The sequence below is a fragment of the Pseudomonas sp. NPDC090208 genome, assembly GCF_044746785.1.
Classification (GTDB): domain Bacteria; phylum Pseudomonadota; class Gammaproteobacteria; order Pseudomonadales; family Pseudomonadaceae; genus Aquipseudomonas.
This window is the reverse complement of sequence record NZ_JBIVCU010000003.1, coordinates 223,072-242,458: the sequence shown is the minus strand read 5'-3', so window position 1 is coordinate 242,458 and position 19,387 is coordinate 223,072. Positions and strand designations below refer to the sequence as shown.

The window sequence follows — 19,387 nt, the reverse complement described above, 5'->3', positions numbered from 1 at the left end:
AACGGCGTCCGGGGCGACCGATCTGACGGTTCCGGCGAGGGTTCAGCCGATCTGGCCGAACACACTTGCAGGCACCTCGGGTCGCAGGGTTCGCCGTCAATGCTGTTCGGGGTATTCGCTGGACACCGCGTTGTTGGCCTCGACGTCGCTCATGTCTTCATCGACCGGGGATTCGTCGTCGGCAGGCAGCGGAACGTCATCGTCACCGCCGGCTTCACGGTTTTCAGGCGGGCTGACGGGCATGACATCAGGCCGACCCGGCTCCAGGGATTGTGGGGATTTCATTGCTTCGTGATCGCTGCTCATAACGCCTCCATGGCCCCGTAGAGATCGAGGCCTATGGGGGTGTTGAACTCGCAGGCAGGCAAGACGTTCGATCTTTTTCTCAGGCGGCAGCTTTTGCAGAAGATCCACGTAACTCGCCCCCGTATAATGGACACGGGTGAAGAGATGGACGAGGTTACACTGCGGACACCACGTGTGTTCGGCAAGCGGCGCCAAGGAAGCTTTGGATCTTCTCGAGCAGCAACCTTTCGATGTCATGGTCACGGACCACGCGATGCCTGGCATGACGGGCGCACAGTTGCTGACCTGTGCATGGAAAAGCATCCCCATGTGCGTTCAATAATGGTGTCAGGCTCTGCCGAAATAGCACCTGGACAGATTCCTGAAGTCCCTCGATTGGCAAAGCCGTATTCCCAGCGACAGCTGTTGGAACTCGTGGATACGGTGATGAAAAACTCACCGAACCCGGATGCATCCAGCATTAGAGTCTGAGCGTTGACGCAACACTGCCAGCGTCCTGACCGGACTCCAAGTCGCAGCGCTGCATCGCGGACCAAATGAGTTGCAGTGATGACCCCGTGGCCAAAGGTGAGACACCCACGATTGCGATGACTTTTGTACTGATCTACACGGGCTGAGGAATACGCCGGCATCATTGCCGCTCGTCCATCCCCCGGCACTTCGATTGCTGTGCGGGCTTCAAAACCTCACACACAACAAGCAGCGGAGAACATCATGCCCCGTGGTGACAAAGACAAATATACGGACAAGGACAAACAGCAGCGAAAAGCGGAACACATTGAAGAGAGTTACGAACGCAAGGGCGTGCCTGAAAGTGAAGCGCAAGCGCGTGCATGGGCCACTATCAACAAGCAATCCGGTGGCGGCGATAAGTCTGGTGGCTCAGGGAGGCAGAAGCCGGAGAAAGAGAAACGTGCTGCACGTTCTGACTCAGCGAAGCGCGCAGCGAAGTCCAGGCAAGGTCATTCTCGTACGTCAGCGGTATCGCTGGAAACCCAGACCAAGGAAAGCTTGCTGAAAGAAGCCCGCAGCCAGCAGATTCGAGGTCGCTCCACAATGAACAAGGCTCAGTTGGTAGCGGCACTAAGCAAGCACAACTGATAGCACAACGAGTTCAGCGATGATCGGCACCGTCGGAATGTCTGCGACAGTGCCGAACGTACAACGCTGCTATCAGATTTCACCGGGATGCTCCCGAGAAATCGAATTGTTTCGCTCGACTTCCGCCAACCCCTCCTCCACCGGCGCCTCGTCGTCGGGATTCAGAGGCATCGGAGTGTCGGCTGAGTCCGGATTTTTACGACCGGGTGGCGGTACGGGAATCACATACGGTCTGCCGGGCTCCAATGGCTCAATTGAATTCACGGCGTTTTCGGTCCCGCCGGGTATGCCTGCTGCGCTGCTCATGTTCACCTCACCGGGCCACGAAACGTCGCGACCTACCCGTTCGAATCCTCGGCAAGCGCCAGGTTCGAAGAGATTCTCAAACGGTCGCAATCGACGATGAAGGTCAACGCTGCTGTTTCCAGGACTCATAGCGGGCGAGCATGGGCTGAACACTGATGCCATGCACGACAATGCTCAATGCCACCACCGATAACACCAGGTTCATACTCTGCGTAGCATGAGCCGGGGCCAGCCCGTGATTGAGTGAGTAAAACAGGTAATAAAGGCTGCCGACGCCGCGGATGCCGAACCAACCCAACAGGCTGCGCTGGCGAACATTCAACAGTCCGCGCGAAGGCATCAGCAGCACACTCACCGGTCGCAAGGCCAGGAACAACGCAGCGGCAACCATCAGTGCCTGGCTATCCCAGTGATCCAGCAGCACAACACCGAGCAATGTCACCACAAAGACCTCCATGGCCCGTTCAACCAGGCTGCCAAAGGCGAGCATGTCGCCCAGCATGATGCCAGCGGCAATCTGCGAACTGTCGAGCGCTTCAACGTTGCCCTTGATGGCATGTTCGGGAGCGACATGCTGATGGCCTACCACGGGCTGAACCAAGTGTTCAGCGGCGAGATCCTGCGGGTCGGCGGAGGTTTGCACTTCGGCCTGACGCAAGCCCGCTCCCGCAGCGAATACGGCGAGAAAGCCGTAGCCGTGGACGGCCTCGGCCATCACGTAGGCGATAGCGATCAATGCCAGCGCGAGGTAGTCATTGGGGGATACCGTGCTGTCGTCGTTCTGCAGGCGCAGGTACAGGGTCAACTTGCCCAGGCCACGGCCCAGCCAGTACCCAGACAACAGGCCCGCCGCTACCGCCCATAGGACATCCCCGAGCAGCCAGTGGGTCAGCCAGCCATCCTGAGGGCTTTCCTGAAGCAGCAGCCCGAGGATGACAAAAGGGAATGCCACACCATCGTTAAGCCCTGCCTCTCCGGATAAACCGAATCGCACTGCATCGGAATCCTGCGAATCCGTCACCTGCACCAGCGTTGCCAATACCGGATCGGTCGGGGCCAGAATCGCCCCGATCAACACCGAAACGCCCCAGCTCATGCCCAGCCCGTAATGCAACAATAAGCTGACCCCGGCAATGCAGACCACCATGACCGGACCCGCCAGGTAACAGGCCGCCCACCATCGACGATTGCGCAGCGGCAAGCGCAGCTTCAGGCCGGTGAAGAACAGCGAGAACAGCACCGCCACCTCGGTAAGATGTTCCATCCAGTGACTGGCGTCAGTCATGTCCAAGTGCAACAGACCCAGCCCTGCGAGCCCCATACCCAGCCCCAGGCACACCACCGAGGAGGTCACAGGCACCCAGCGTAAGTAGGAGGACGAGAGCGCCAGCAATAACAGCACCGCCCCCAGCATGGCCAACCAGACTATGAAGGTCATCAGCTACGAAATCCTGATCGAGTGTGAGCTCCCTTTTCGACTGGCGAACTGTCCCATCGTTTACCTGAATGGCACGGACAACGCGATGCCAGGGAGCATCAGGCGGAATGAGTCGAGGACTCCCCCCTTGACGTCGAAATCGCCTGAATAGCGGCGCACCCATCCCGCGCTCGGTCTCTTCCGCTAGGCGTGAGCGCTGGCACCACCTGCCCTCCAGCGATGGAAACATCGACGTATCCCCGATCACGCAGGTAGAGCAACGCGGTGAAATCCAGCGGCTCGACCTTGCAGGCGATGCCGTCGATAAAAGAAGCCAGCAGAATCAAAGCTCGGGACTCAAGCATGAGTGGACGCCTGCAAATGAGTAATGGCGTTTTGTCATGCGAAGACGCTCTCGAGTTCCATTTGATTTGCAGCCGATTCCACTCATCTCATCCGCTGCCAATCTCGTCTCTGTCCATCGATCCCCTCTGCGGAACTCCATGTCCCATCGCCTTTCACTTATTCAGAGCACGTCGAGGAGCCGAACATGGACAAGCCGCTGGATTCGTACACCCGCAAACGGGATTTCACCGCGACGCCCGAGCCCTCCGGCGGGCAGCGCGCCAGGCGAACGGGGAAGAAACAGCCGCCACCCCACTCATTGAAATTTTGCATACAGAAGCACGACGCCTCACGTCTGCATTACGACTTCCGGCTGGAGCTCGATGGCACGCTGAAAAGCTGGGCGGTGCCCAAAGGCCCTTCGCTGGACCCCAGCGCCAAGCGACTGGCCGTGCACGTGGAGGACCATCCGTTGGATTACGCCACGTTCGAGGGAACGATTCCCGAAGGCCATTACGGCGCCGGCGAAGTCATTGTCTGGGACCGAGGTATCTGGAAGCCGCTGTCCGATCCGATCGAGGGCTACGCCAAGGGGCGGTTGAAGTTTGAATTGGTGGGAGAAAAGCTGGCCGGCGTATGGAACCTGGTCAGGACCCATTTGCCCGGCAGGCAGGAACAATGGTTTCTGATCAAGCACGAGGATGCGTTTGCTCGGGCGCAGGCTGACTACGATATCGTCACCGCCGAACCGGACAGCGTGCTGAGTGAGCGCACCATCGCTGCCAAAGCGGACTCGAAGGGGCACGCTGCTGAACAGGCGCTGCCCGCAAAGGCATCCCGTAGCCGCCGCAAGAAAACCTCCATTGGCTGATCCGCTTACAGCTGCAACAAATCCTGGGCGGTTATCATCTCCGGCACCGCCCCGTAATGCTGATGCGCCCTCACCCAGGCACGCGCCTTGACCACGTCGAAAATCTGCCCCTGATCCATCAGGGTCAGGATCAGCGCGTCGGCGATCCGGTAATGCCCGCACTCCAGGCACCGGCGCTCTTCCCAGTTCTTCAGCGAAGGTATGCGTTCGGCGGGTCCCGCACAAATTAAGCAGCTCATGGCTCACCTTTTTCTTGTCATTGGCAATCGGTGAAAGCGAGGGATAACGTTCAACTGCGGTGCCTGGCCAGGTCTATAGCCTTATCTCTTGAAAAGCACCGCCCTCACAGGGCAGCCTCACGGCAACCCCTTTTCCCTTGAACCTTGCAGAGACCTGCTCGACCAGCTTTTCGAAGCACACCGCTTCAATCACCGGCCGCGACGATCCCTGTTTGAATAGAGCCCAACCTGCGGCTGTTTTGCAAATTCTGAATACATGCACCTGACTGGCTCCATGTCCTGACGGGGTTGTTCTTGTGAGGCTGGGCGCTGTGACACGCGGTCAATCGCGTGTCACACGCCATGGTCCGGAGCTGCCTAGAGAATGGGCTTGCCCCCGGTCACCCCATAGCGAGAGCCGGAGATGAAGCTGCCTTCGTCCGAGGCCAGCAGCACATAAATCGGCGCCACCTCGACAGGTTGGCCGGGGCGTCCCAGCGGCGTGTTTTCGCCGAAATGCTCCACGTCGTCTGTCGGCATCGTCGACACGATAAGCGGTGTCCAGATCGGCCCAGGTGCCACGCTGTTGACCCGAATGCCTCGGGGTCCGAGCATCTGCGCCAGACCTGCGGTGAAGTTGGCGATTGCGCCTTTTGTGGTTGCATAAGGCAGCAACGTCGGCTTTGGGGAGTCGGAGTTCACGGAGCTGGTGTTGATGATCGAACTGCCCGCAGCCATCGACGGCAAGGCCGCCTTGCACAGGCGAAACATGGCCGTGATGTTGATATCAAAGGTTTTGACCCACTCATCATCGTCTATCTCTTCGATGCTGTTGTGGCTCATCTGAAACGCCGCGTTGTTCACCAGTACATCGATCCGGCCAAACGCTTCCACAGTCTGCTCAACTACCGCCGAACAATGCGCCTTGTCAGCCAGATCGCCAGGAAGCAGCAAGCACTGGCGTCCCGCCTCTTCGACCCAGCGAGCCGTCTCTTTGGCATCCTCATGCTCATCGAGATAGGAAATGGCGACGTCGGCACCCTCCCTGGCGAAGGCAATGGCCACGGCACGGTGCCGCCTGGGCCAGTGACAAGCCCAGACCGAATACCAAAACCGGCACGGCAAGAATCCCTCCTCCGGCGCCGGTCAGGGCGAGGATCGTACCGATACCACCGCCCAACAGCACGCTTAGCATCGCATGGTCGGACATGATTGAACTCACAGGGCATTGATCGGAATTTTCAGGTACCGCACGCCATTGGCCTCGGCCTCCGGCAAGTGTCCGCTACGCATGTTGACCTGCACCGACGGCAGAATCAGTGCAGGCATGGCGAGGGTGGCATCACGAGCTTCGCGCATGACCACGAAGTCATCCTCACCGAGGCCGTCATGCACATGGATGTTGTGCTTGCGTTGGGCGTCGACCGTCGTCAGGTATTCAACCGGCCGACCGTTCGGGCGGTAGTCGTGACACATGAAAATCAGCGTGGTGGCGGGTAACGCCAGGATTCTTTTGATGGAGCGAAACAGGGTTCTGGCGTCACCGCCGGGGAAGTCGCAGCGGGCGGTGCCGTAATCCGGCATGAACAGGGTGTCGCCGACAAATGCCAGGGTAAGATCGCCCGCGCTGACCACATAGGTCATGCAGGCCGGCGTGTGGCCGGGCGTGTGCAACGCCTGCGCCTTGAGGCTGCCGATGAGAAAATGGTCGCCATCCTCGAACAAGGCATCAAACTGGCTGCCGTCACGCTTGAACTGATCGCCCTCATTAAACAGCGCGCCAAATGCCTGCTGAACGTCGGTGATATGGCTGCCTATCGCGATTTGGCCGCCCAGCCTGTCCTTCAGATAAGGTGCGGCGGACAGGTGATCGGCATGCACATGGGTTTCCAGAATCCACCTCACCCGCACACCCAGTTGCTGCACGCGCGAAACCAAAGCGTCAGCCGATTGCGTATGGGTACGGCCGGATTTGGAATCGAAGTTCAGCACGCTATCAATGACCGCGCCGCTCAGAGTCAAGCGGTCTACCACCAGGTAACTGAAAGTAGAACTGGCCTCATCTAGAAAAGCCTCGACCAGAATATTGTCGTCGATGAGCATGCCGCCCTCCTCTGCCATCATGGAATGGCCACACCCAGGTGCGGCCGGTGCACTGCGGGATCAGTAGCTTTTGTAGGGCAGGAACTTGCCGGACAACACGACATTGACCCTGTCGCCCTTGGGGTCCGGCTGGCGCTGAATGTCCATGGAGAAATCGATCGCGCTCATGATGCCGTCGCCGAACTCCTCATGGATAAGCTCCTTGATCGTGGTGCCGTAGACGTTCACCAGCTCGTACCAGCGATAGATCAGCGGGTCGGTCGGCACCGACGTCGGCAGCGAGCCCTTGTACGGTGTCACTTGCAGCCAGGCCACGGCCTCATCCGATAGCTCGAACAGCTTGCCCAGGGTCTCGGCCTGAGCTTTGTCGAAGGTCATCTGGCCCAGGCAACCGGCAGTAGTCCACTCCTTGGACAGGCCGATACGCTCAGCCACGTCACGCCATTTCAAGCCTTTGCTGACCTTGGCGGCGAGAATCATCTGGGTCACTTGGTCGCGATCGGAAATCATGGAAACCTCTCTCATCAGTCATGCAGCGGGATTGTCAAACAGGGTTCAGGCAACGATGCGCAGCTTGGAACTGGACGGGCCATCCGGCCCCGAAGGTGGACCGTCATCGGTGAGGCCGGGATAGACGATCAGGGGCTCGGCGGGCGCGGCAGCTTGCGCGTTCTGCTCCTGAATGGTTTTGGAGCGGCGCACCAAAAAGTCCACCAAGTGGTTTCGGATGCGGTAGAACTGCGGGTCGTGGTGAATGGTTTCCCGCGAGCGGTCGCGAGGCAGCGTGTTGACGACGATTTCGGCGATGCGCGCATGGGGGCCATTGCTCATCAACATGATTTTGTCGGCCAGCAAGATCGCCTCGTCGACATCGTGGGTGATCATGTACACGGTCTGCTGGGTGGCCGCACAAATGCTCAGCAGTTCGTCCTGGATCACCCCGCGGGTCAGGGCATCCAGTGCGCCAAAAGGCTCGTCGAGCAACAACATCTGCGGCTCCACCGAAAAGGCGCGGGCAATGCCGACACGCTGCTTCATGCCGCCGGACAACTGGCTGGGCTTCTTCTGCCCTGCCCCTTTCAGGCCGACCATCTCCAGAAAGCGCGTACCGTGTTCCGCCACCTGCGCCTTCGACCACTCCGGGTGGCGCGAGCGCACGGCAAAGGCAATGTTCTGATCCACCGTCATCCACGGCAGCAGTGCGTGGTTCTGAAACACCACACCGCGATCCAGGCTCGGCCCGGACACCTCACGGCCACCCATCACCACCGTCCCGCTGCTGGCTTCGTCCAGCCCGGCGAGAATGTTGAGAATGGTGCTTTTGCCGCAACCGGAGTGGCCGATCACACACACGAACTCGCCGCGCTGGATGGAAAAACTGATGTCTTCGAATACCGGCGCAGAAGCGGCACCGTAGCGCTTGGTCAGCCCTTCGACCTTGATGAACGCAGGCGTGCGGCCGGAGTTTTCATTCAGCATAAGTCACCTTTTTTTGCAGGGTGGCGAAGAGCAGATCCAGCAACATGCCCATCACGCCGATCATGAGCACGGCGAAGATCACGTTGGACAGCGACAGGTTGTTCCATTCGTTCCAGACGAAGTAGCCGATGCCGGTACCGCCAATCAGCATCTCGGCGGCGACAATCACCAGCCAGGCGATGCCCATGGAAATGCGCATGCCAGTGATGATCGTCGGTGCCGCGGCCGGCAACACCACCATGAATGCCTTGCGCAACGGGCTGACCTCCAGGGTGCGGGCGACGTTGAGCCAGTCCTTGCGTACTGCGGCGACGCCAAAGGCGGTGTTGATCAGCATCGGCCATACCGAACAGATGAAGATCACGAAAATGGCCGACACCGACGAATCCTTGATCGTGTAGAGCGCGATCGGCATCCAGGCCAACGGCGAGATCGGCTTGAGCACCTGGATGAACGGATCGAGGGCGCGGTACAGCAGCGGCGACATACCGATGGCAAAGCCCAGCGGAATCGCCACCAGCAAGGCGATCAGGTAACCGATGGCGACCCGTCCCAGCGAATGCGCCAACTGAATGCCAATGCCTTTTTCATTGGGACCACGGTCGTAAAACGGGTCGCTCAGCTGTTTGAGCGCCAGGGTCGAGAACTCCGCCGGTGTCGGAAAACCATTGGCCTTGCGTTGCTCGCTGCTGAGGCTTTTGCCCATCAGCATGGCGTACTCTTCGTCCATCGCCGCCTTCGCGGTTTTTGCTGTCGGCAAAGTCGCCAACTGCCACACCAGCAGCAACGCCGCGAGCATGGCCAGCGACAACAGGACCGCCCTGAATCTCAGTGTTTTCATCGCCTGCTCCTTTTACGTGCGCTTGATGGCAAAGCCATCCAGATAGGCCTTGGGTTGGGTCGGATCGAACGGCCGGCCCATGACCGAAAACGCCTTGTAGCCCGACAGCGGTTCAACGCCGGCTTCGCTCATCGCCAGTTCACGCATTTGCTTGCGAGCGTCGGTCATCAGAAACACCTGCTCGGCGATGCCGTTGAAGTCCACATCGCCCTTGATGTAGCCCCAGCGCTTGAGCTGGGTGAGCATCCAAGTCGCCATGGAGTACCAGGGCATGGGGTCAAAGTCCGAGCGACGTGGGTGGTCCTGCACCACGCCCAGGCCATCGGCGAAACGGCCGGTCAGTCCTTGCCGAATGACAATTTCCGGCTGGTTCAGGTAGTTCGGTGTGGAGATGGTCTGCGCGATCATCGTCCGGTTGGCCGGATCACGGGCCAACGCTGCGGCGTTGAGAATCGCCCGGTACAGCGCGGCGAAGGTGTTGGGATTTTCTTCGATGAACTTCTGCGAGGTGCCGAACGAACAGCAGGGATGGCCGTCCCAGATGTCCTTGGAGAGGACATGGATAAAGCCGATCTCGTCGTACACCGCACGCTGGTTGAACGGATCCGGGCCGAGAAAACCGTCGATGTTGCCGGCGCGAAGGTTGGCGATCATTTCGGCAGGCGGCGTGACCCGCAGTTGCACATCGCGGTCGGGGTCCAGGCCGTGCTCGGCCAGGTAGTAGCGCAACAGGAAGTTGTGCATCGAGAACTCGAACGGAATGGCGAACTTGAAGCCCTTCCAGTTGCGCGGGTCGCGGTTGTCCTTGTGCTTGAGCGCCAGGGTGATGGCCTGGCCGTTAGTATTCTGGATGCTGGCGACGCGCATGGGTTGAGCGTTGGAGCCCAGGCCCAGCGAAATGGTCAGCGGCATGGGCGCAAGAAAGTGCGAGGCATCCAGCTCACCGTTGAGCATGTTGTCGCGCACCAGCGCCCAGCCTGCGGTCTTCTGCAAGGTCACGTTCAGCCCCTGGGCCTTATACAGGCCCAGCGGGTCGGCCATGATCAGCGGCGTGGCGCAGTTGATAGGGATAAAGCCAATCTTGAGGTTTTTCTTCTCCAGCGCGCCGTTCTTGTCCTCGGCCATCGCCTGCATGGCCTGTATCGGCAACAGGCTGTTGATTGCCGCCATGGCAGCGCCTACCCCCACCGCCTTGAGAAAGCGCCGGCGAGTAGCGTCATGGGGAAACAGAGCACGGACGGCTGCTGCCTCGATAAAATCACGGGACAGGCTTTCGGGGTTTTGCCCCCGAGCCATTCGCGCACGCTCCGCCTCGCTGTCGTGGGCTGACTGGCTGGCATGCTGGCCGCAACTGCAACCCGACAAGGGCGCATCACTGCTGTACGGTCGGTAAAAGTTCTCGTCGCTCATGCCCGCAGTCCTTCTGGTAAATGATGTTCAGGCGGCTGCCTGGCCAACTTGCAAGCTGGACGCCATGTGGCCGTCCAGATCCTGTTCCATGCGCAGGTGCCCTTCGCCCTGTTCGACGATGCGCCAGGTGCCGGCCATTGATGGCAGGCCACGCAGCACGATGGGCAAGGACCGGGTTTTGAGGCGGATCACGGGTTGCACATGGGCATAACCGGCATGTTCCCGCCCCAGCAGGCCATGGGCGATGACCTGGGCCTGCAAGGCAATCGGTTCGACAAAACGGCATGGCATGCCGGCCAGGCTGATGCAGTCGCCCAGCGCGTAGATGTCGGCGTCACTGGTGACCAGCGTCTGTGGATCAACCTGAATGCCGCGGTCGAACGCCAGGCCAGCGTTGCGCGCCAGACGGCTCTCAGTCATCAAGCCGGTGGCGGCCACTACCTGATCGAACTCGAAATGGCGATTGCATTCGGTGCTCAGGGTTTTGCTGCCATCTGCCAAACCGTTGATCTGCGCGACCCGTACCGAGCCGATGAACTCGATGCCCTGTCGGGATTGATTGCTCAGCAAAAATTCGGCCGCCAGATCGGGCAGCAGCCCTGCCAACGGCAATGGATTACGGTCGATCAGCGTGACGCTGTGCCCTGCCCGGGCAAAGTCTTCGGCCAGCTCGCAACCCACCATGCCCGCGCCGATGATTGCAATGCGCTGAGCGCTTTCACTCAAACGTGCCTGCAAGCCGGACCATTCGTTCAGGTTGTTGACGCGCCAGCACAAGGTCGGCGGCAAGGCCGCAGGCAGCGCCGGGCGCGCGCCTTGAGCCAGCACCAGCTTGGTATAGCTCATGGTGCCGCGGGTAGTGCGCAGTTGATGCAGTGCAGGCGTCAGCCCCACCACGGAGGTTTCGCTGTACAGCCGTACCCCCAGACGTTGCGCGGCATCCTGCGCGGTTTCGCGAATCAGCGATTGCGCGGTCTGGCCCCGGCTCACCGCCAGCGACAATTCAGGCTTGTGATAGCGGTTGCCGTTACAGGCGCTGACCAGGGTAATCGCCACGCTACGGTCCAGTTCGCGAATGGCCTCGACAGCCGCCCAGCCGGCCAGACCGGCACCGACCACGACAATGCCGGTACTCTGCTGAAACATCGGCATCTGGCTGACCGCTACCACTTCACGTTTGACGAACAGCTCAAAGTCGCTCTTGGTCACACCGCACAACGGGCACTCCCAGTCGTCCGGAATGTCCTCGAAGCGCGTACCCGGTGGCAGGCCGCTGTCTGGATCACCCAGTTCTTCGTCGTAGATCACGCCACAGGCGCGGCAGATGAATTGCAGCCAGGGTTTGGTAAGGGCGCTCATGCCGGCATCTCCTCTTTCATCAAGCGAGCCATTTCCCAACGAAGGTGCTTGATCGCCGGGGTCACGATGGCGACGAAGTGCGCCTCACGGATGCGCCGCTGTGGCGCGGCACTCATGCGATAGCCCCGCGCGCCTTGATGCAGCAATGCCGACTGCGAAGCCTTGAGCGCCAGCTCGGCACCCTGTACCCGGGCGTCGAGGACATCCAGCAAGAAATCCTTGCTGGTTTCATACGGGGTACGGCACAGCCTGAGCACCCGCGAATTGAGATCATCGAGTTCAAATTGCAACTCGTCGGCACCGTTGTGCAGGAACTGGTTGACATGACCCAGCGTCGGCTCGACCTCACGGATCGAATCGATACTGCCCTGGGCAACACCGCTGGCCATCCCCGACTGCAACAGAATGAAAGCACCGCGAATGCGCTGAACAAATGGCCGCGCCGGATCGGCGATCAGGGCATCTTGCGGAACAAAATAATCGACCAGACGCACACCCCAGGTGCTGGTGCCTTCCATGCCGGAAAACTCCGGACAGGTTTTAAGTTCGACACGCTCGTCGAGATCGAGCATGAACATGATTTCGTGGGAGATGGAGCCGTCGTTGCGCTCCACCCCAGCGATAGCGCCGCAATACTGCCCACGGTTGATATGGCTGACCCACGGCAACGCACCGTTGACCCGATAGCCACCAGGCACCTTGCTCGCGCGCAGGATCAGCGTTTCGATACCGGCTAGCGCCTTCATCGGGTTGGACAAGGCCGTGCCGCCGAATGTCTGGCCTTGCGTGTGCAGCGCCAGTCGCGCCAGTAAAGCAGTGTTGTCGGACTGGTCCATGTACAGGCCACAGACGTCATGGCACCACATCAAAAAGCCGGTCGAACCACAACTGCGACTGGCTTCATGCATGCTGCCCACCGCCACATCGAAACGCTGCCCCTGCTGCGTCAGGTGCGCAGCAAACGCACCTGCCTGCGCGAGGGAAGCCATGATGTCCAGCGGGTAATGACCTTCATCGATCCGCTGCGCCGATTCGGCCAATGGCCCCATGGCAATGCGGCGAACCTCCCCGAGCACCTGGGCATCATCACCCCAGTCTGCGCAGTGTTGCGCCGGTTCGAGTGCGCGTGTGATCTTGTTCATGGCAATCCCTCCCGTCAGTGTTTGCGTAAGCGGCGTGCGCTGGACTCAGCGCTGCCGGTTCAATCGGCCAGACTGATGCTGAACGGGATCGGGTTGCGCAGGGTGTTGGCCATTGGCGAGGCGTAGTTGGCCAGACGAACGATTTCATCCAGGGTTTCACGGGAGGCGTCGCCTTCCACCAGCACCTTGACGCGGATATCTTGAAAGCCCATTTCCAGCGGCTGTTTCTCGGCACCGCCAGCACCCCAGGCAGAGGGGTTGCCGATATCGCCTTCGAGGAACACTTCCAGCTTGCTGAGCTTCACGTTCATCCAGGTGGCCACGGCAGTGACGCCCACGGCGATACAACCGCCCAGGCCTGACAGAATGACTTCGCCTGGCGCCGGCGCGGTGTTCTCGCCGAACAGGTGCAGCGGCTCGTCGACCACCACCGGCGTGTGATCGCCAACGTAGCTCAGGGTACGGAACACGCCTTGCCCTACGGTATGCACCTTGTTGGTCCCACGGGTTTGTGGGTTGTTGCGGCCCTTTTCGGCGAACGCTTCCAGGCCGGCCTGGTCGATTGGTTTCAGGTAAGTGGTGGCGACTTGAGCAGTTGTAGCAGACATGTTTGATCTCCATTGGGCTGAGCAATAGGCTGGCTGCATGATGTGCAGCGCCCGTTCGCCAATGGACTATCGCAACGGCTGTGCCAGATTCTATGAGCCGGATAGGAAATTTTTATTCGCTATATAAATCAGTAGTTTGAAAGGGACGATTGGACTTTTACCAAACTTCACCCCTTACAAGCGCCTCGCCCGAACGACCTTCACATTGTCGACAATGTAAACAATGTCGACATTTTGTAAGCCTCACCCACCCGCTAGGTTTGCAGCTTTTTCCAGCGGTAGTTGAATTGCCGAGCCGTCATTCCCAGCATCTGCGCAGCACGCGATTTGTTGCCTCCGCAGCGCTCGACAGCTTGTACCAACTCATCTGCGGAATGAGAGCTGACCGCCACGTAGGGACGCACGAGATCGTGATTGAAATCGGTCGCGGGGGCACTTCGCGCAGCGGCGATGGGTGAGGTTTTCGCCCCGAGTGCCGGCAGGAAATGCTCGATGTCCCGCTCGCTCAATACTGGCTTTTCAGCCAAAAGCACCAGCCGCTCGATCAGGTTGGACATCTCCCGAATGTTGCCTGGCCAACTGTGCGCTTGCAGACGCTCAATCGCAGACGCGTCAAAGCTGACGTTACGCTGGTTGGCCTGATTGATCCGGTTGAGGAACTGCAACGCCAGCGCGGGAATGTCCTCACGGCGACTGGCCAGGGTCGGCAGGTGAATCGGAATCACGTTGAGTCGGTAATAAAGATCCTGGCGGAACACGCCCTGGCTGACCTCCGCCGCCAGATCACGGTTGGTGGCGGCCACCAGCCTGACATCCACCTTGATCTCACGCTTGCCACCCAGCCGGGTAATGGTGCCCTCCTGCAACGTGCGCAGCAGCTTGGTCTGCATCGACAGGGGCAGCTCACCGATCTCATCAAGGAAGATCGTTCCGCCATCGGCCTGCTCGAACCAACCTTCGCGGGCGGTGTTGGCGCCCGTGAATGCGCCACGTTCATAGCCGAACAATTCAGACTCAAAAAGTGTGTCGGGAATCGCGGCGCAGTTGATCTTGATGAACGGTTTGTCTTGTCGGGGACTGGCCAGGTGCAGCGCGCGTGCAAACAGCTCCTTGCCGGTGCCTGACTCGCCCAGTAACAGAACACTGGCGGTGGAATTGGAGACCCTTTCCAACTCCGAAATGGCCTGGAGCAATTGCGGCGAGCTGCCGACGATGCCATAGCGATTGGTGCGGGTTTCCAGCGCTCGCACCAGTTGCTGATTGCGTATTTCCAGCGCTTCGGTCTTCTCTTTGATGTAGGCGCGCAGGTGCAGGATCTGGCCGACCATGGTCGCCAGAATCCGCAGGATGCTGATGTCGTCAGTCAACGGCCGCGCCCGCATGCGGATTCGGTGCGTAGCGAGCACCCCGATGACTTTCTGCCCGATCATGATCGGCAAGGCGATATACGACACCGGTCCCGGCGGCAGCTTGGCCCGCTCCACCACCCTCCCCAGAAATGAAGGTTCCTTGTCGATGTCCTGGACAATAATCAATTGCCCACGGGTCAGCACCCGCCCTGTAATGCCCTCATCCGGCCCGTACACACCACGTTTGATTTCGTCTCGCGTCAGCCCGTAGGCGTAGCGGATACGGGCCTGCTCTGACGCCTCATCGAACAACACGATACGCCCGCGATTCAAGCCCAACAGTTCGGACAGCAGATGCAGCATCTCGTTGAGCACCGTATCGGAAGTGAGGTCTTTGCCCATCAAGCCGGTGACCTGCTGGAGCAAAAGCATCTCTTGTGATCGCCAGAACGCGGGGGACGCCTCGATGTCCTGATCAGCCGTTACGTTTCCCAATCGCTTTCTCCCGTTCCGTGCCGCGATGAGTGCATGAGCTGCACAATGCTTCACTGAGCGCCATGCAAGAACTCTTCCGCATCCGGCAGTCGCTCTCCAGCTCGCAAACCGCCGTCGCGAAGCACTGCTGCACCTGTGGCAAACGGAAAACCCTACTTATGGGACGGAGGCGTTGCACCTGGAGCCGTAACCAGCGGGGTATCAGGACATCATCTGGCCGGAATGGACGCGCAACAACACCTTGCCCTTGACCCGGTGTTCATCAAGCGTGTCGTGCGCCTCGGCGATGGCCTCAAAAGGGAAAACCTTGCCGATAGTGACCTTGTATCTACCTTCTGCAAGGCAGGCGGTGACGTCGCGAATCGCTTTGCGCTTGGCGGCTTCGGGAACGGTGTACACCAGCACGAAGCGAAATGCCGCACAGTTCGCCATGGCCTTTAACACCGGAACCGGCGCTTTTGCATTTGCAGCTTCAACCGAGTAGGTGCTGATCGTGCCACCTTTGGCCAGGCACGCAAGATCTAGCTCCAGATTACTGATCAGGTCCACTTCTACGATACGGTCAACGCCCGCCCCCGCAGTCGCCTCCATGAGCACCGACTCGACGTCCTGCTGCTGCATGTCGATCACCAGATCCGCCCCGGCGGCCTGTACCCGCGCGACATCGGCAGCCGTCCTGACGGTCGCTGCCACCCATGCGCCCGACCACTTGGCCAGCTGAATGGCAGCCTCTCCCACCACTCCTGCTCCCCCCTGAACAAGCACCCGACGCTGATTAAGATCACCGTCAGCAAACAGGCAGTAATGTGCCGTCAACGCCGGGATGCCGAGGCTGGCACCTGTCTCGAAAGAGACATGATCGGCGAGCCCCACCGCTTTGTCCTGGGGAACAACCACATACTCGGCAGCCGTGCCGAATGCTCGCCCCGATTGCGCTTCGTAGACCCAGACACGTTCCCCGATCCTGGATGCACCGACACCCTCCCCGACGGCATCGATAACGCCGGCACCATCCTGATGAGGAACGACGCGCTGGTACGCCATCGCACCTTTGAAACCGTTTCTGCCTTTGATGTCGGAGGGATTCAGGCCCGATACCTCGATCCTTACCCTGATCTCCCCTGGGCCCGGCTGAGGATCCGGCATGTCTCCCAGTTCCAGCACATCTTCAGCTGGACCCAATCGCTCGTAATACGCTGCTTTCATGCAAATCCCTTTTACTCAGTTTTGATTGCCTGGCCACCAGAGCCACGCTGTATGTCCTGCAAACACGCTCAACGTAAAACGCGCCGGAAAACATCGACGGTTCACCGGCGCACCGCCACGGGGCGAATAGGGATTACAAACCAAGCTCCGAAAGGCCAGGATGGTCATCAGGGCGGCGCCCCAGAGGCCAACGGAACTTGCGCTCGGCCTCGGTGATTGGCAGGTCGTTGATGCAGGCAAAACGGTGCTGCATCAGCCCGTCCGGTCCAAACTCCCAGTTTTCGTTGCCGTAAGAGCGGAACCAGTTCCCTGAATCATCGTGCCATTCGTAGGCATAACGCACGGCGATACGGTTTTCAGTGAACGCCCACAGCTCCTTGATCAGGCGGTAGTCCAGCTCTTTGTTCCACTTGCGGGTCAGAAACGCCTGCGCTTCGTCACGGTTTTTGGCGAACTCAGAGCGATTTCGCCATTTCGTGTCCAGCGTATACGCCAGTGCCACTTTGGCAGCGTCTCGGGTGTTCCAGCCATCTTCGGCCAGCCGGACCTTCAGAATGGCCGTCTCTCGGGTGAATGGCGGCAGTGGTGGACGTTCGTTTGCATTGCTCATCGACGTATTCCCCTATCGTTTCGAGTGAGATTCAAAGTTTTTTGTTACGGGGTACTCGTTGTGACGCATTGACGGTAGTTCAAATGCAAAAACCTGCTGGATCCAATAGAAGCGAGCCTGCGACCGGATGAGGAACATACTGCCGCCGCCCAGCATTCAGTATTTCACAGGATGCAATAACGCCCATTTAGAGGGAGTTCATTTCACCCTAGAGCACGGGACATCCCGTAAGTACTTTCGCAGTGCTATCGCATTTATATTGATGCAAGCGCGCTGGCCATGCCCTCTACGAGATGTTCAACGAACGTATTGACACTTTTAGACGGTCGCTCAATTCTGGAGACGATGATATTGACCGGCACCGGATTAAGTTGATAGTCCGCGAGAATAATTTCCAACTCACCCGCACTGACGTCATCCGCTACCTGATAAGACAGCGCCCGGGTTACTCCCCAACCAGACTTCGCAATGCCGATCGCGACTTTATTATCGCTGACCACCAATTGAGGCTCGACCTCAACGCTGTTGATTCGGTCATTCATCCAGTAATGCCAATCGCTCACCAATCGGCTGGCGGATGACGTGACAATCTTGTGCTTCTCCAATTCGCGTGGATGTCGGGGCCGCCCGACTCGGTTCAGATAATCCGGCGAGGCGCAAATGACCTGTGAAGCCTCACCCACCTTAACGGCCTGACGACGGTGCTCACGCAGGTGCCCAACACGCACGGCAATGTCCATACCCTCCTCCGACAAGCTGACTAACCTGTCAGTAAAGAGGGCGTTGATCGTGACATCAGGATACCGTTCCATGTAGCCGACCATCAGGGGGGCTACTAATAACTCACCCAGTACAGCCGGCGCAGTCAATGTCAGATTACCATGGGGAGCCTTGTAACTTCCCGCAGCGGCCTGCTCGGCATCTTGCAGATCCTCGAGTATTCGACGGCAATCAACCAAATAACGTTTACCGGCATCGCTTAGCGACAGGCTCCTTGTGGTTCGCGACAAGAGTTGAGTCCCGATGCGGGCCTCCATCGACGCTATGGCGCGAGTCACGGTGGCTGGAGAAACATTCATCCGCCGCGCCGCAGCCGCAAAGCCTTCTTCCTCGGCTACCGCGATGAAAGTCTGCATCTCATAAAACCTGTCCATTATTCAATATTCTCGGACGAGTAGGCATACCGGCAAGACGGCCAAGCCTAATTAGGAGGGTTATAAATGTCCAGCCCAAATCAACTAGACTCGCACCCAAGTTCATTGCATACATGCACGCACCGAAATAATAAATTTATTATTTCACGCCATGAAATACAGCCATTCATTCTTTGGCAATAAACGGGATTGCGCGACCACGCTGATCGGGCTAAAAAACTGACATAGTTACATCTACTTACAGTTCTCCAAAGTCACCGCGATTGTAACTTTCCAGCGCCTTGACCAGAGCACTCGGCGACGCCATCGCCAGCGGGCCATGCCAGAACACCGGTTGATTCAATGGCACGCCGGAAAACATCACCGCTCGCGCATTCACACCCATGGCCTTCAACACAACCATACGGTCCGCGCTTCCCGGCAGGTCCACCGGAGCAGTCGGTTCGCTCAGATTGAAGAGCTGACCGTCGACCCACAGTTCACCTCCCACCGGTAACACAAACGCGACATGGCCTTCGGGAATCGATATGCGCAACTCGTGTCCTGCATCGAGGGCGATGTCCAAGAGGCGCACCTCCGTAGGTGGCGTCACAGGCGAAATCGCATCTTCAAACCGCCCTAGCGGCACACGTACCGTGGCGCCGTTCAGATGCACGACGGGCACATCGCCGGGCTCCAGACTGAGCACGAAAGGTGGCGCCGCTTGCTTCTCGGCTGACAGGTTGACGAAGATCTGCAGCATGTGAACCATCTTGCCGTCCTCTGCCGGCACCTCTTCGTGAATCACTCCTCGCCCGGCTGCGGTCCAGTGCAGTCCGCCGGGGCGGATGAGGTTCTGGTTTCCCAAAGAGTCGCGGTTGGCGATGCCGGTTTCCGAATCCAGAAACAGGTAGGACACGGCGGAGAAGCCGGCGTGGGGATGAGGCGGAAATGTCGCACCGCTGGTCCAGGCATGATCGACACCCAAAAACGGGTCGATCGGTTTCGACTGCGCGTCGCCGCGCAGTACGAATGCCCTGAACTGGCTACCTCGATTCATGCGTTGCAGGCGTGTGATCGCTGGCATG

18 protein-coding genes and 3 pseudogenes are annotated in these 19,387 nt (G+C 59.2%); 3 read left to right on the top strand and 18 right to left on the bottom strand.

Annotated features, from left to right (window positions below; genetic code table 11):
• Positions 1-96: 96 nt before the first annotated feature.
• Positions 97-306: a hypothetical protein gene (locus ACIPL0_RS06900; protein WP_400731423.1), complete on the bottom strand. Its 210-nt coding sequence runs from the start codon at positions 304-306 to the stop codon at positions 97-99.
• 136 nt (positions 307-442) lie between these two features.
• Between ACIPL0_RS06900 and ACIPL0_RS06895 the strand changes: the two genes are divergently transcribed.
• A complete protein-coding gene (locus tag ACIPL0_RS06895) occupies positions 443-628 on the top strand; it encodes a response regulator (RefSeq protein WP_400731422.1) in 186 nt (61 codons plus the stop codon).
• A gap of 392 nt (positions 629-1,020) precedes the next feature.
• Positions 1,021-1,407 (top strand): termination factor Rho, encoded by a 387-nt coding sequence (locus tag ACIPL0_RS06890; protein ID WP_400731421.1) that lies wholly within the window; start codon positions 1,021-1,023, stop codon positions 1,405-1,407.
• A gap of 409 nt (positions 1,408-1,816) precedes the next feature.
• Here the strand turns inward: ACIPL0_RS06890 and ACIPL0_RS06885 are convergent, their stop codons facing one another.
• On the bottom strand, positions 1,817-3,151 hold the full coding sequence (locus ACIPL0_RS06885; protein WP_400731420.1) for a cation:proton antiporter: 1,335 nt from the start codon (positions 3,149-3,151) through the stop codon (positions 1,817-1,819).
• A 529-nt stretch (positions 3,152-3,680) separates the two neighbouring features.
• Between ACIPL0_RS06885 and ACIPL0_RS06880 the strand changes: the two are divergent.
• A pseudogene (locus ACIPL0_RS06880) lies at positions 3,681-4,337 on the top strand (DNA polymerase ligase N-terminal domain-containing protein); the annotation flags it as partial.
• Positions 4,338-4,351: 14 nt separating this feature from the next.
• Here ACIPL0_RS06880 and ACIPL0_RS06875 read toward each other — a convergent pair.
• The 16 genes and pseudogenes from ACIPL0_RS06875 to ACIPL0_RS06800 all read right to left on the bottom strand — a co-directional run bounded on the left by ACIPL0_RS06875 (position 4,352) and on the right by ACIPL0_RS06800 (position 19,386).
• A complete protein-coding gene (locus ACIPL0_RS06875; RefSeq protein ID WP_400731419.1) occupies positions 4,352-4,585 on the bottom strand; it encodes a hypothetical protein in 234 nt (77 codons plus the stop codon).
• 357 nt (positions 4,586-4,942) lie between these two features.
• Positions 4,943-5,635 (bottom strand): annotated as a pseudogene (locus ACIPL0_RS06870) (SDR family oxidoreductase); the annotation flags it as partial.
• Positions 5,634-5,774 (bottom strand): annotated as a pseudogene (locus ACIPL0_RS06865) (sulfite exporter TauE/SafE family protein); the annotation flags it as partial. The pseudogenes ACIPL0_RS06870 and ACIPL0_RS06865, both read right to left, overlap by 2 nt.
• An 8-nt stretch (positions 5,775-5,782) precedes the next feature.
• Positions 5,783-6,667 carry an MBL fold metallo-hydrolase gene (locus ACIPL0_RS06860; protein WP_400731418.1) on the bottom strand — a complete coding sequence of 295 codons (885 nt, stop codon included), beginning with the start codon at positions 6,665-6,667 and terminating at the stop codon, positions 5,783-5,785.
• A gap of 60 nt (positions 6,668-6,727) precedes the next feature.
• Positions 6,728-7,177, bottom strand: a complete 450-nt coding sequence (cynS, locus tag ACIPL0_RS06855; protein ID WP_400731417.1) for a cyanase — start codon at positions 7,175-7,177, stop codon at positions 6,728-6,730.
• Between the two features lie 45 nt (positions 7,178-7,222).
• The gene (locus tag ACIPL0_RS06850; RefSeq protein WP_400731416.1) at positions 7,223-8,146 is read right to left on the bottom strand and encodes an ABC transporter ATP-binding protein; all 924 of its coding nucleotides are present in this window, start codon (positions 8,144-8,146) and stop codon (positions 7,223-7,225) included.
• On the bottom strand, positions 8,136-8,987 hold the full coding sequence (gene ntrB, locus ACIPL0_RS06845; protein WP_400731415.1) for a nitrate ABC transporter permease: 852 nt from the start codon (positions 8,985-8,987) through the stop codon (positions 8,136-8,138). Before ntrB ends, ACIPL0_RS06850 begins: the two co-directional genes overlap by 11 nt.
• A 12-nt stretch (positions 8,988-8,999) precedes the next feature.
• Positions 9,000-10,397, bottom strand: coding sequence for a CmpA/NrtA family ABC transporter substrate-binding protein (locus ACIPL0_RS06840; RefSeq protein WP_400731414.1), 1,398 nt, complete (start codon positions 10,395-10,397; stop codon positions 9,000-9,002).
• Positions 10,398-10,424: 27 nt separating this feature from the next.
• Entirely contained in the window at positions 10,425-11,756 is a 1,332-nt protein-coding gene (locus ACIPL0_RS06835) for an FAD-dependent oxidoreductase (protein ID WP_400731413.1), read from the bottom strand.
• A complete protein-coding gene (locus ACIPL0_RS06830; protein WP_400731412.1) occupies positions 11,753-12,898 on the bottom strand; it encodes an acyl-CoA dehydrogenase in 1,146 nt (381 codons plus the stop codon). The genes ACIPL0_RS06835 and ACIPL0_RS06830 overlap by 4 nt, the downstream gene beginning before the upstream one ends.
• Positions 12,899-12,957: 59 nt before the next feature.
• Positions 12,958-13,506: an OsmC family protein gene (locus tag ACIPL0_RS06825; protein ID WP_400731411.1), complete on the bottom strand. Its 549-nt coding sequence runs from the start codon at positions 13,504-13,506 to the stop codon at positions 12,958-12,960.
• A 254-nt stretch (positions 13,507-13,760) separates the two neighbouring features.
• Positions 13,761-15,350 carry a sigma-54 interaction domain-containing protein gene (locus ACIPL0_RS06820; protein ID WP_400731410.1) on the bottom strand — a complete coding sequence of 530 codons (1,590 nt, stop codon included), beginning with the start codon at positions 15,348-15,350 and terminating at the stop codon, positions 13,761-13,763.
• Positions 15,351-15,551: 201 nt separating this feature from the next.
• Entirely contained in the window at positions 15,552-16,556 is a 1,005-nt protein-coding gene (locus ACIPL0_RS06815; RefSeq protein WP_400731409.1) for an NADPH:quinone reductase, read from the bottom strand.
• Between the two features lie 133 nt (positions 16,557-16,689).
• Entirely contained in the window at positions 16,690-17,166 is a 477-nt protein-coding gene (locus ACIPL0_RS06810; protein WP_400731408.1) for a DUF1348 family protein, read from the bottom strand.
• Positions 17,167-17,420: 254 nt separating this feature from the next.
• A complete protein-coding gene (locus ACIPL0_RS06805) occupies positions 17,421-18,320 on the bottom strand; it encodes a LysR substrate-binding domain-containing protein (RefSeq protein WP_400731407.1) in 900 nt (299 codons plus the stop codon).
• A gap of 238 nt (positions 18,321-18,558) precedes the next feature.
• Positions 18,559-19,386 carry a pirin family protein gene (locus ACIPL0_RS06800; protein ID WP_400731406.1) on the bottom strand — a complete coding sequence of 276 codons (828 nt, stop codon included), beginning with the start codon at positions 19,384-19,386 and terminating at the stop codon, positions 18,559-18,561.
• Position 19,387 lies beyond the last annotated feature (1 nt).

Excerpts from the sequence above, each read along its gene's own strand:
- ACIPL0_RS06900 (WP_400731423.1), bottom strand. The coding sequence starts at position 306 with ATGAGCAGCGATCACGAAGCAATGAAATCCCCACAATCCCTGGAGCCG.
- ACIPL0_RS06890 (WP_400731421.1), top strand. The coding sequence starts at position 1,021 with ATGCCCCGTGGTGACAAAGACAAATATACGGACAAGGACAAACAGCAG.
- ACIPL0_RS06885 (WP_400731420.1), bottom strand. The coding sequence starts at position 3,151 with ATGACCTTCATAGTCTGGTTGGCCATGCTGGGGGCGGTGCTGTTATTG.
- ACIPL0_RS06875 (WP_400731419.1), bottom strand. The coding sequence starts at position 4,585 with ATGAGCTGCTTAATTTGTGCGGGACCCGCCGAACGCATACCTTCGCTG.
- ACIPL0_RS06860 (WP_400731418.1), bottom strand. The coding sequence starts at position 6,667 with ATGCTCATCGACGACAATATTCTGGTCGAGGCTTTTCTAGATGAGGCC.
- cynS (WP_400731417.1), bottom strand. The coding sequence starts at position 7,177 with ATGATTTCCGATCGCGACCAAGTGACCCAGATGATTCTCGCCGCCAAG.
- ACIPL0_RS06850 (WP_400731416.1), bottom strand. The coding sequence starts at position 8,146 with ATGCTGAATGAAAACTCCGGCCGCACGCCTGCGTTCATCAAGGTCGAA.
- ntrB (WP_400731415.1), bottom strand. The coding sequence starts at position 8,987 with ATGAAAACACTGAGATTCAGGGCGGTCCTGTTGTCGCTGGCCATGCTC.
- ACIPL0_RS06840 (WP_400731414.1), bottom strand. The coding sequence starts at position 10,397 with ATGAGCGACGAGAACTTTTACCGACCGTACAGCAGTGATGCGCCCTTG.
- ACIPL0_RS06835 (WP_400731413.1), bottom strand. The coding sequence starts at position 11,756 with ATGAGCGCCCTTACCAAACCCTGGCTGCAATTCATCTGCCGCGCCTGT.
- ACIPL0_RS06830 (WP_400731412.1), bottom strand. The coding sequence starts at position 12,898 with ATGAACAAGATCACACGCGCACTCGAACCGGCGCAACACTGCGCAGAC.
- ACIPL0_RS06825 (WP_400731411.1), bottom strand. The coding sequence starts at position 13,506 with ATGTCTGCTACAACTGCTCAAGTCGCCACCACTTACCTGAAACCAATC.
- ACIPL0_RS06815 (WP_400731409.1), bottom strand. The coding sequence starts at position 16,556 with ATGAAAGCAGCGTATTACGAGCGATTGGGTCCAGCTGAAGATGTGCTG.
- ACIPL0_RS06810 (WP_400731408.1), bottom strand. The coding sequence starts at position 17,166 with ATGAGCAATGCAAACGAACGTCCACCACTGCCGCCATTCACCCGAGAG.
- ACIPL0_RS06805 (WP_400731407.1), bottom strand. The coding sequence starts at position 18,320 with ATGGACAGGTTTTATGAGATGCAGACTTTCATCGCGGTAGCCGAGGAA.
- ACIPL0_RS06800 (WP_400731406.1), bottom strand. The coding sequence starts at position 19,386 with ATGCCAGCGATCACACGCCTGCAACGCATGAATCGAGGTAGCCAGTTC.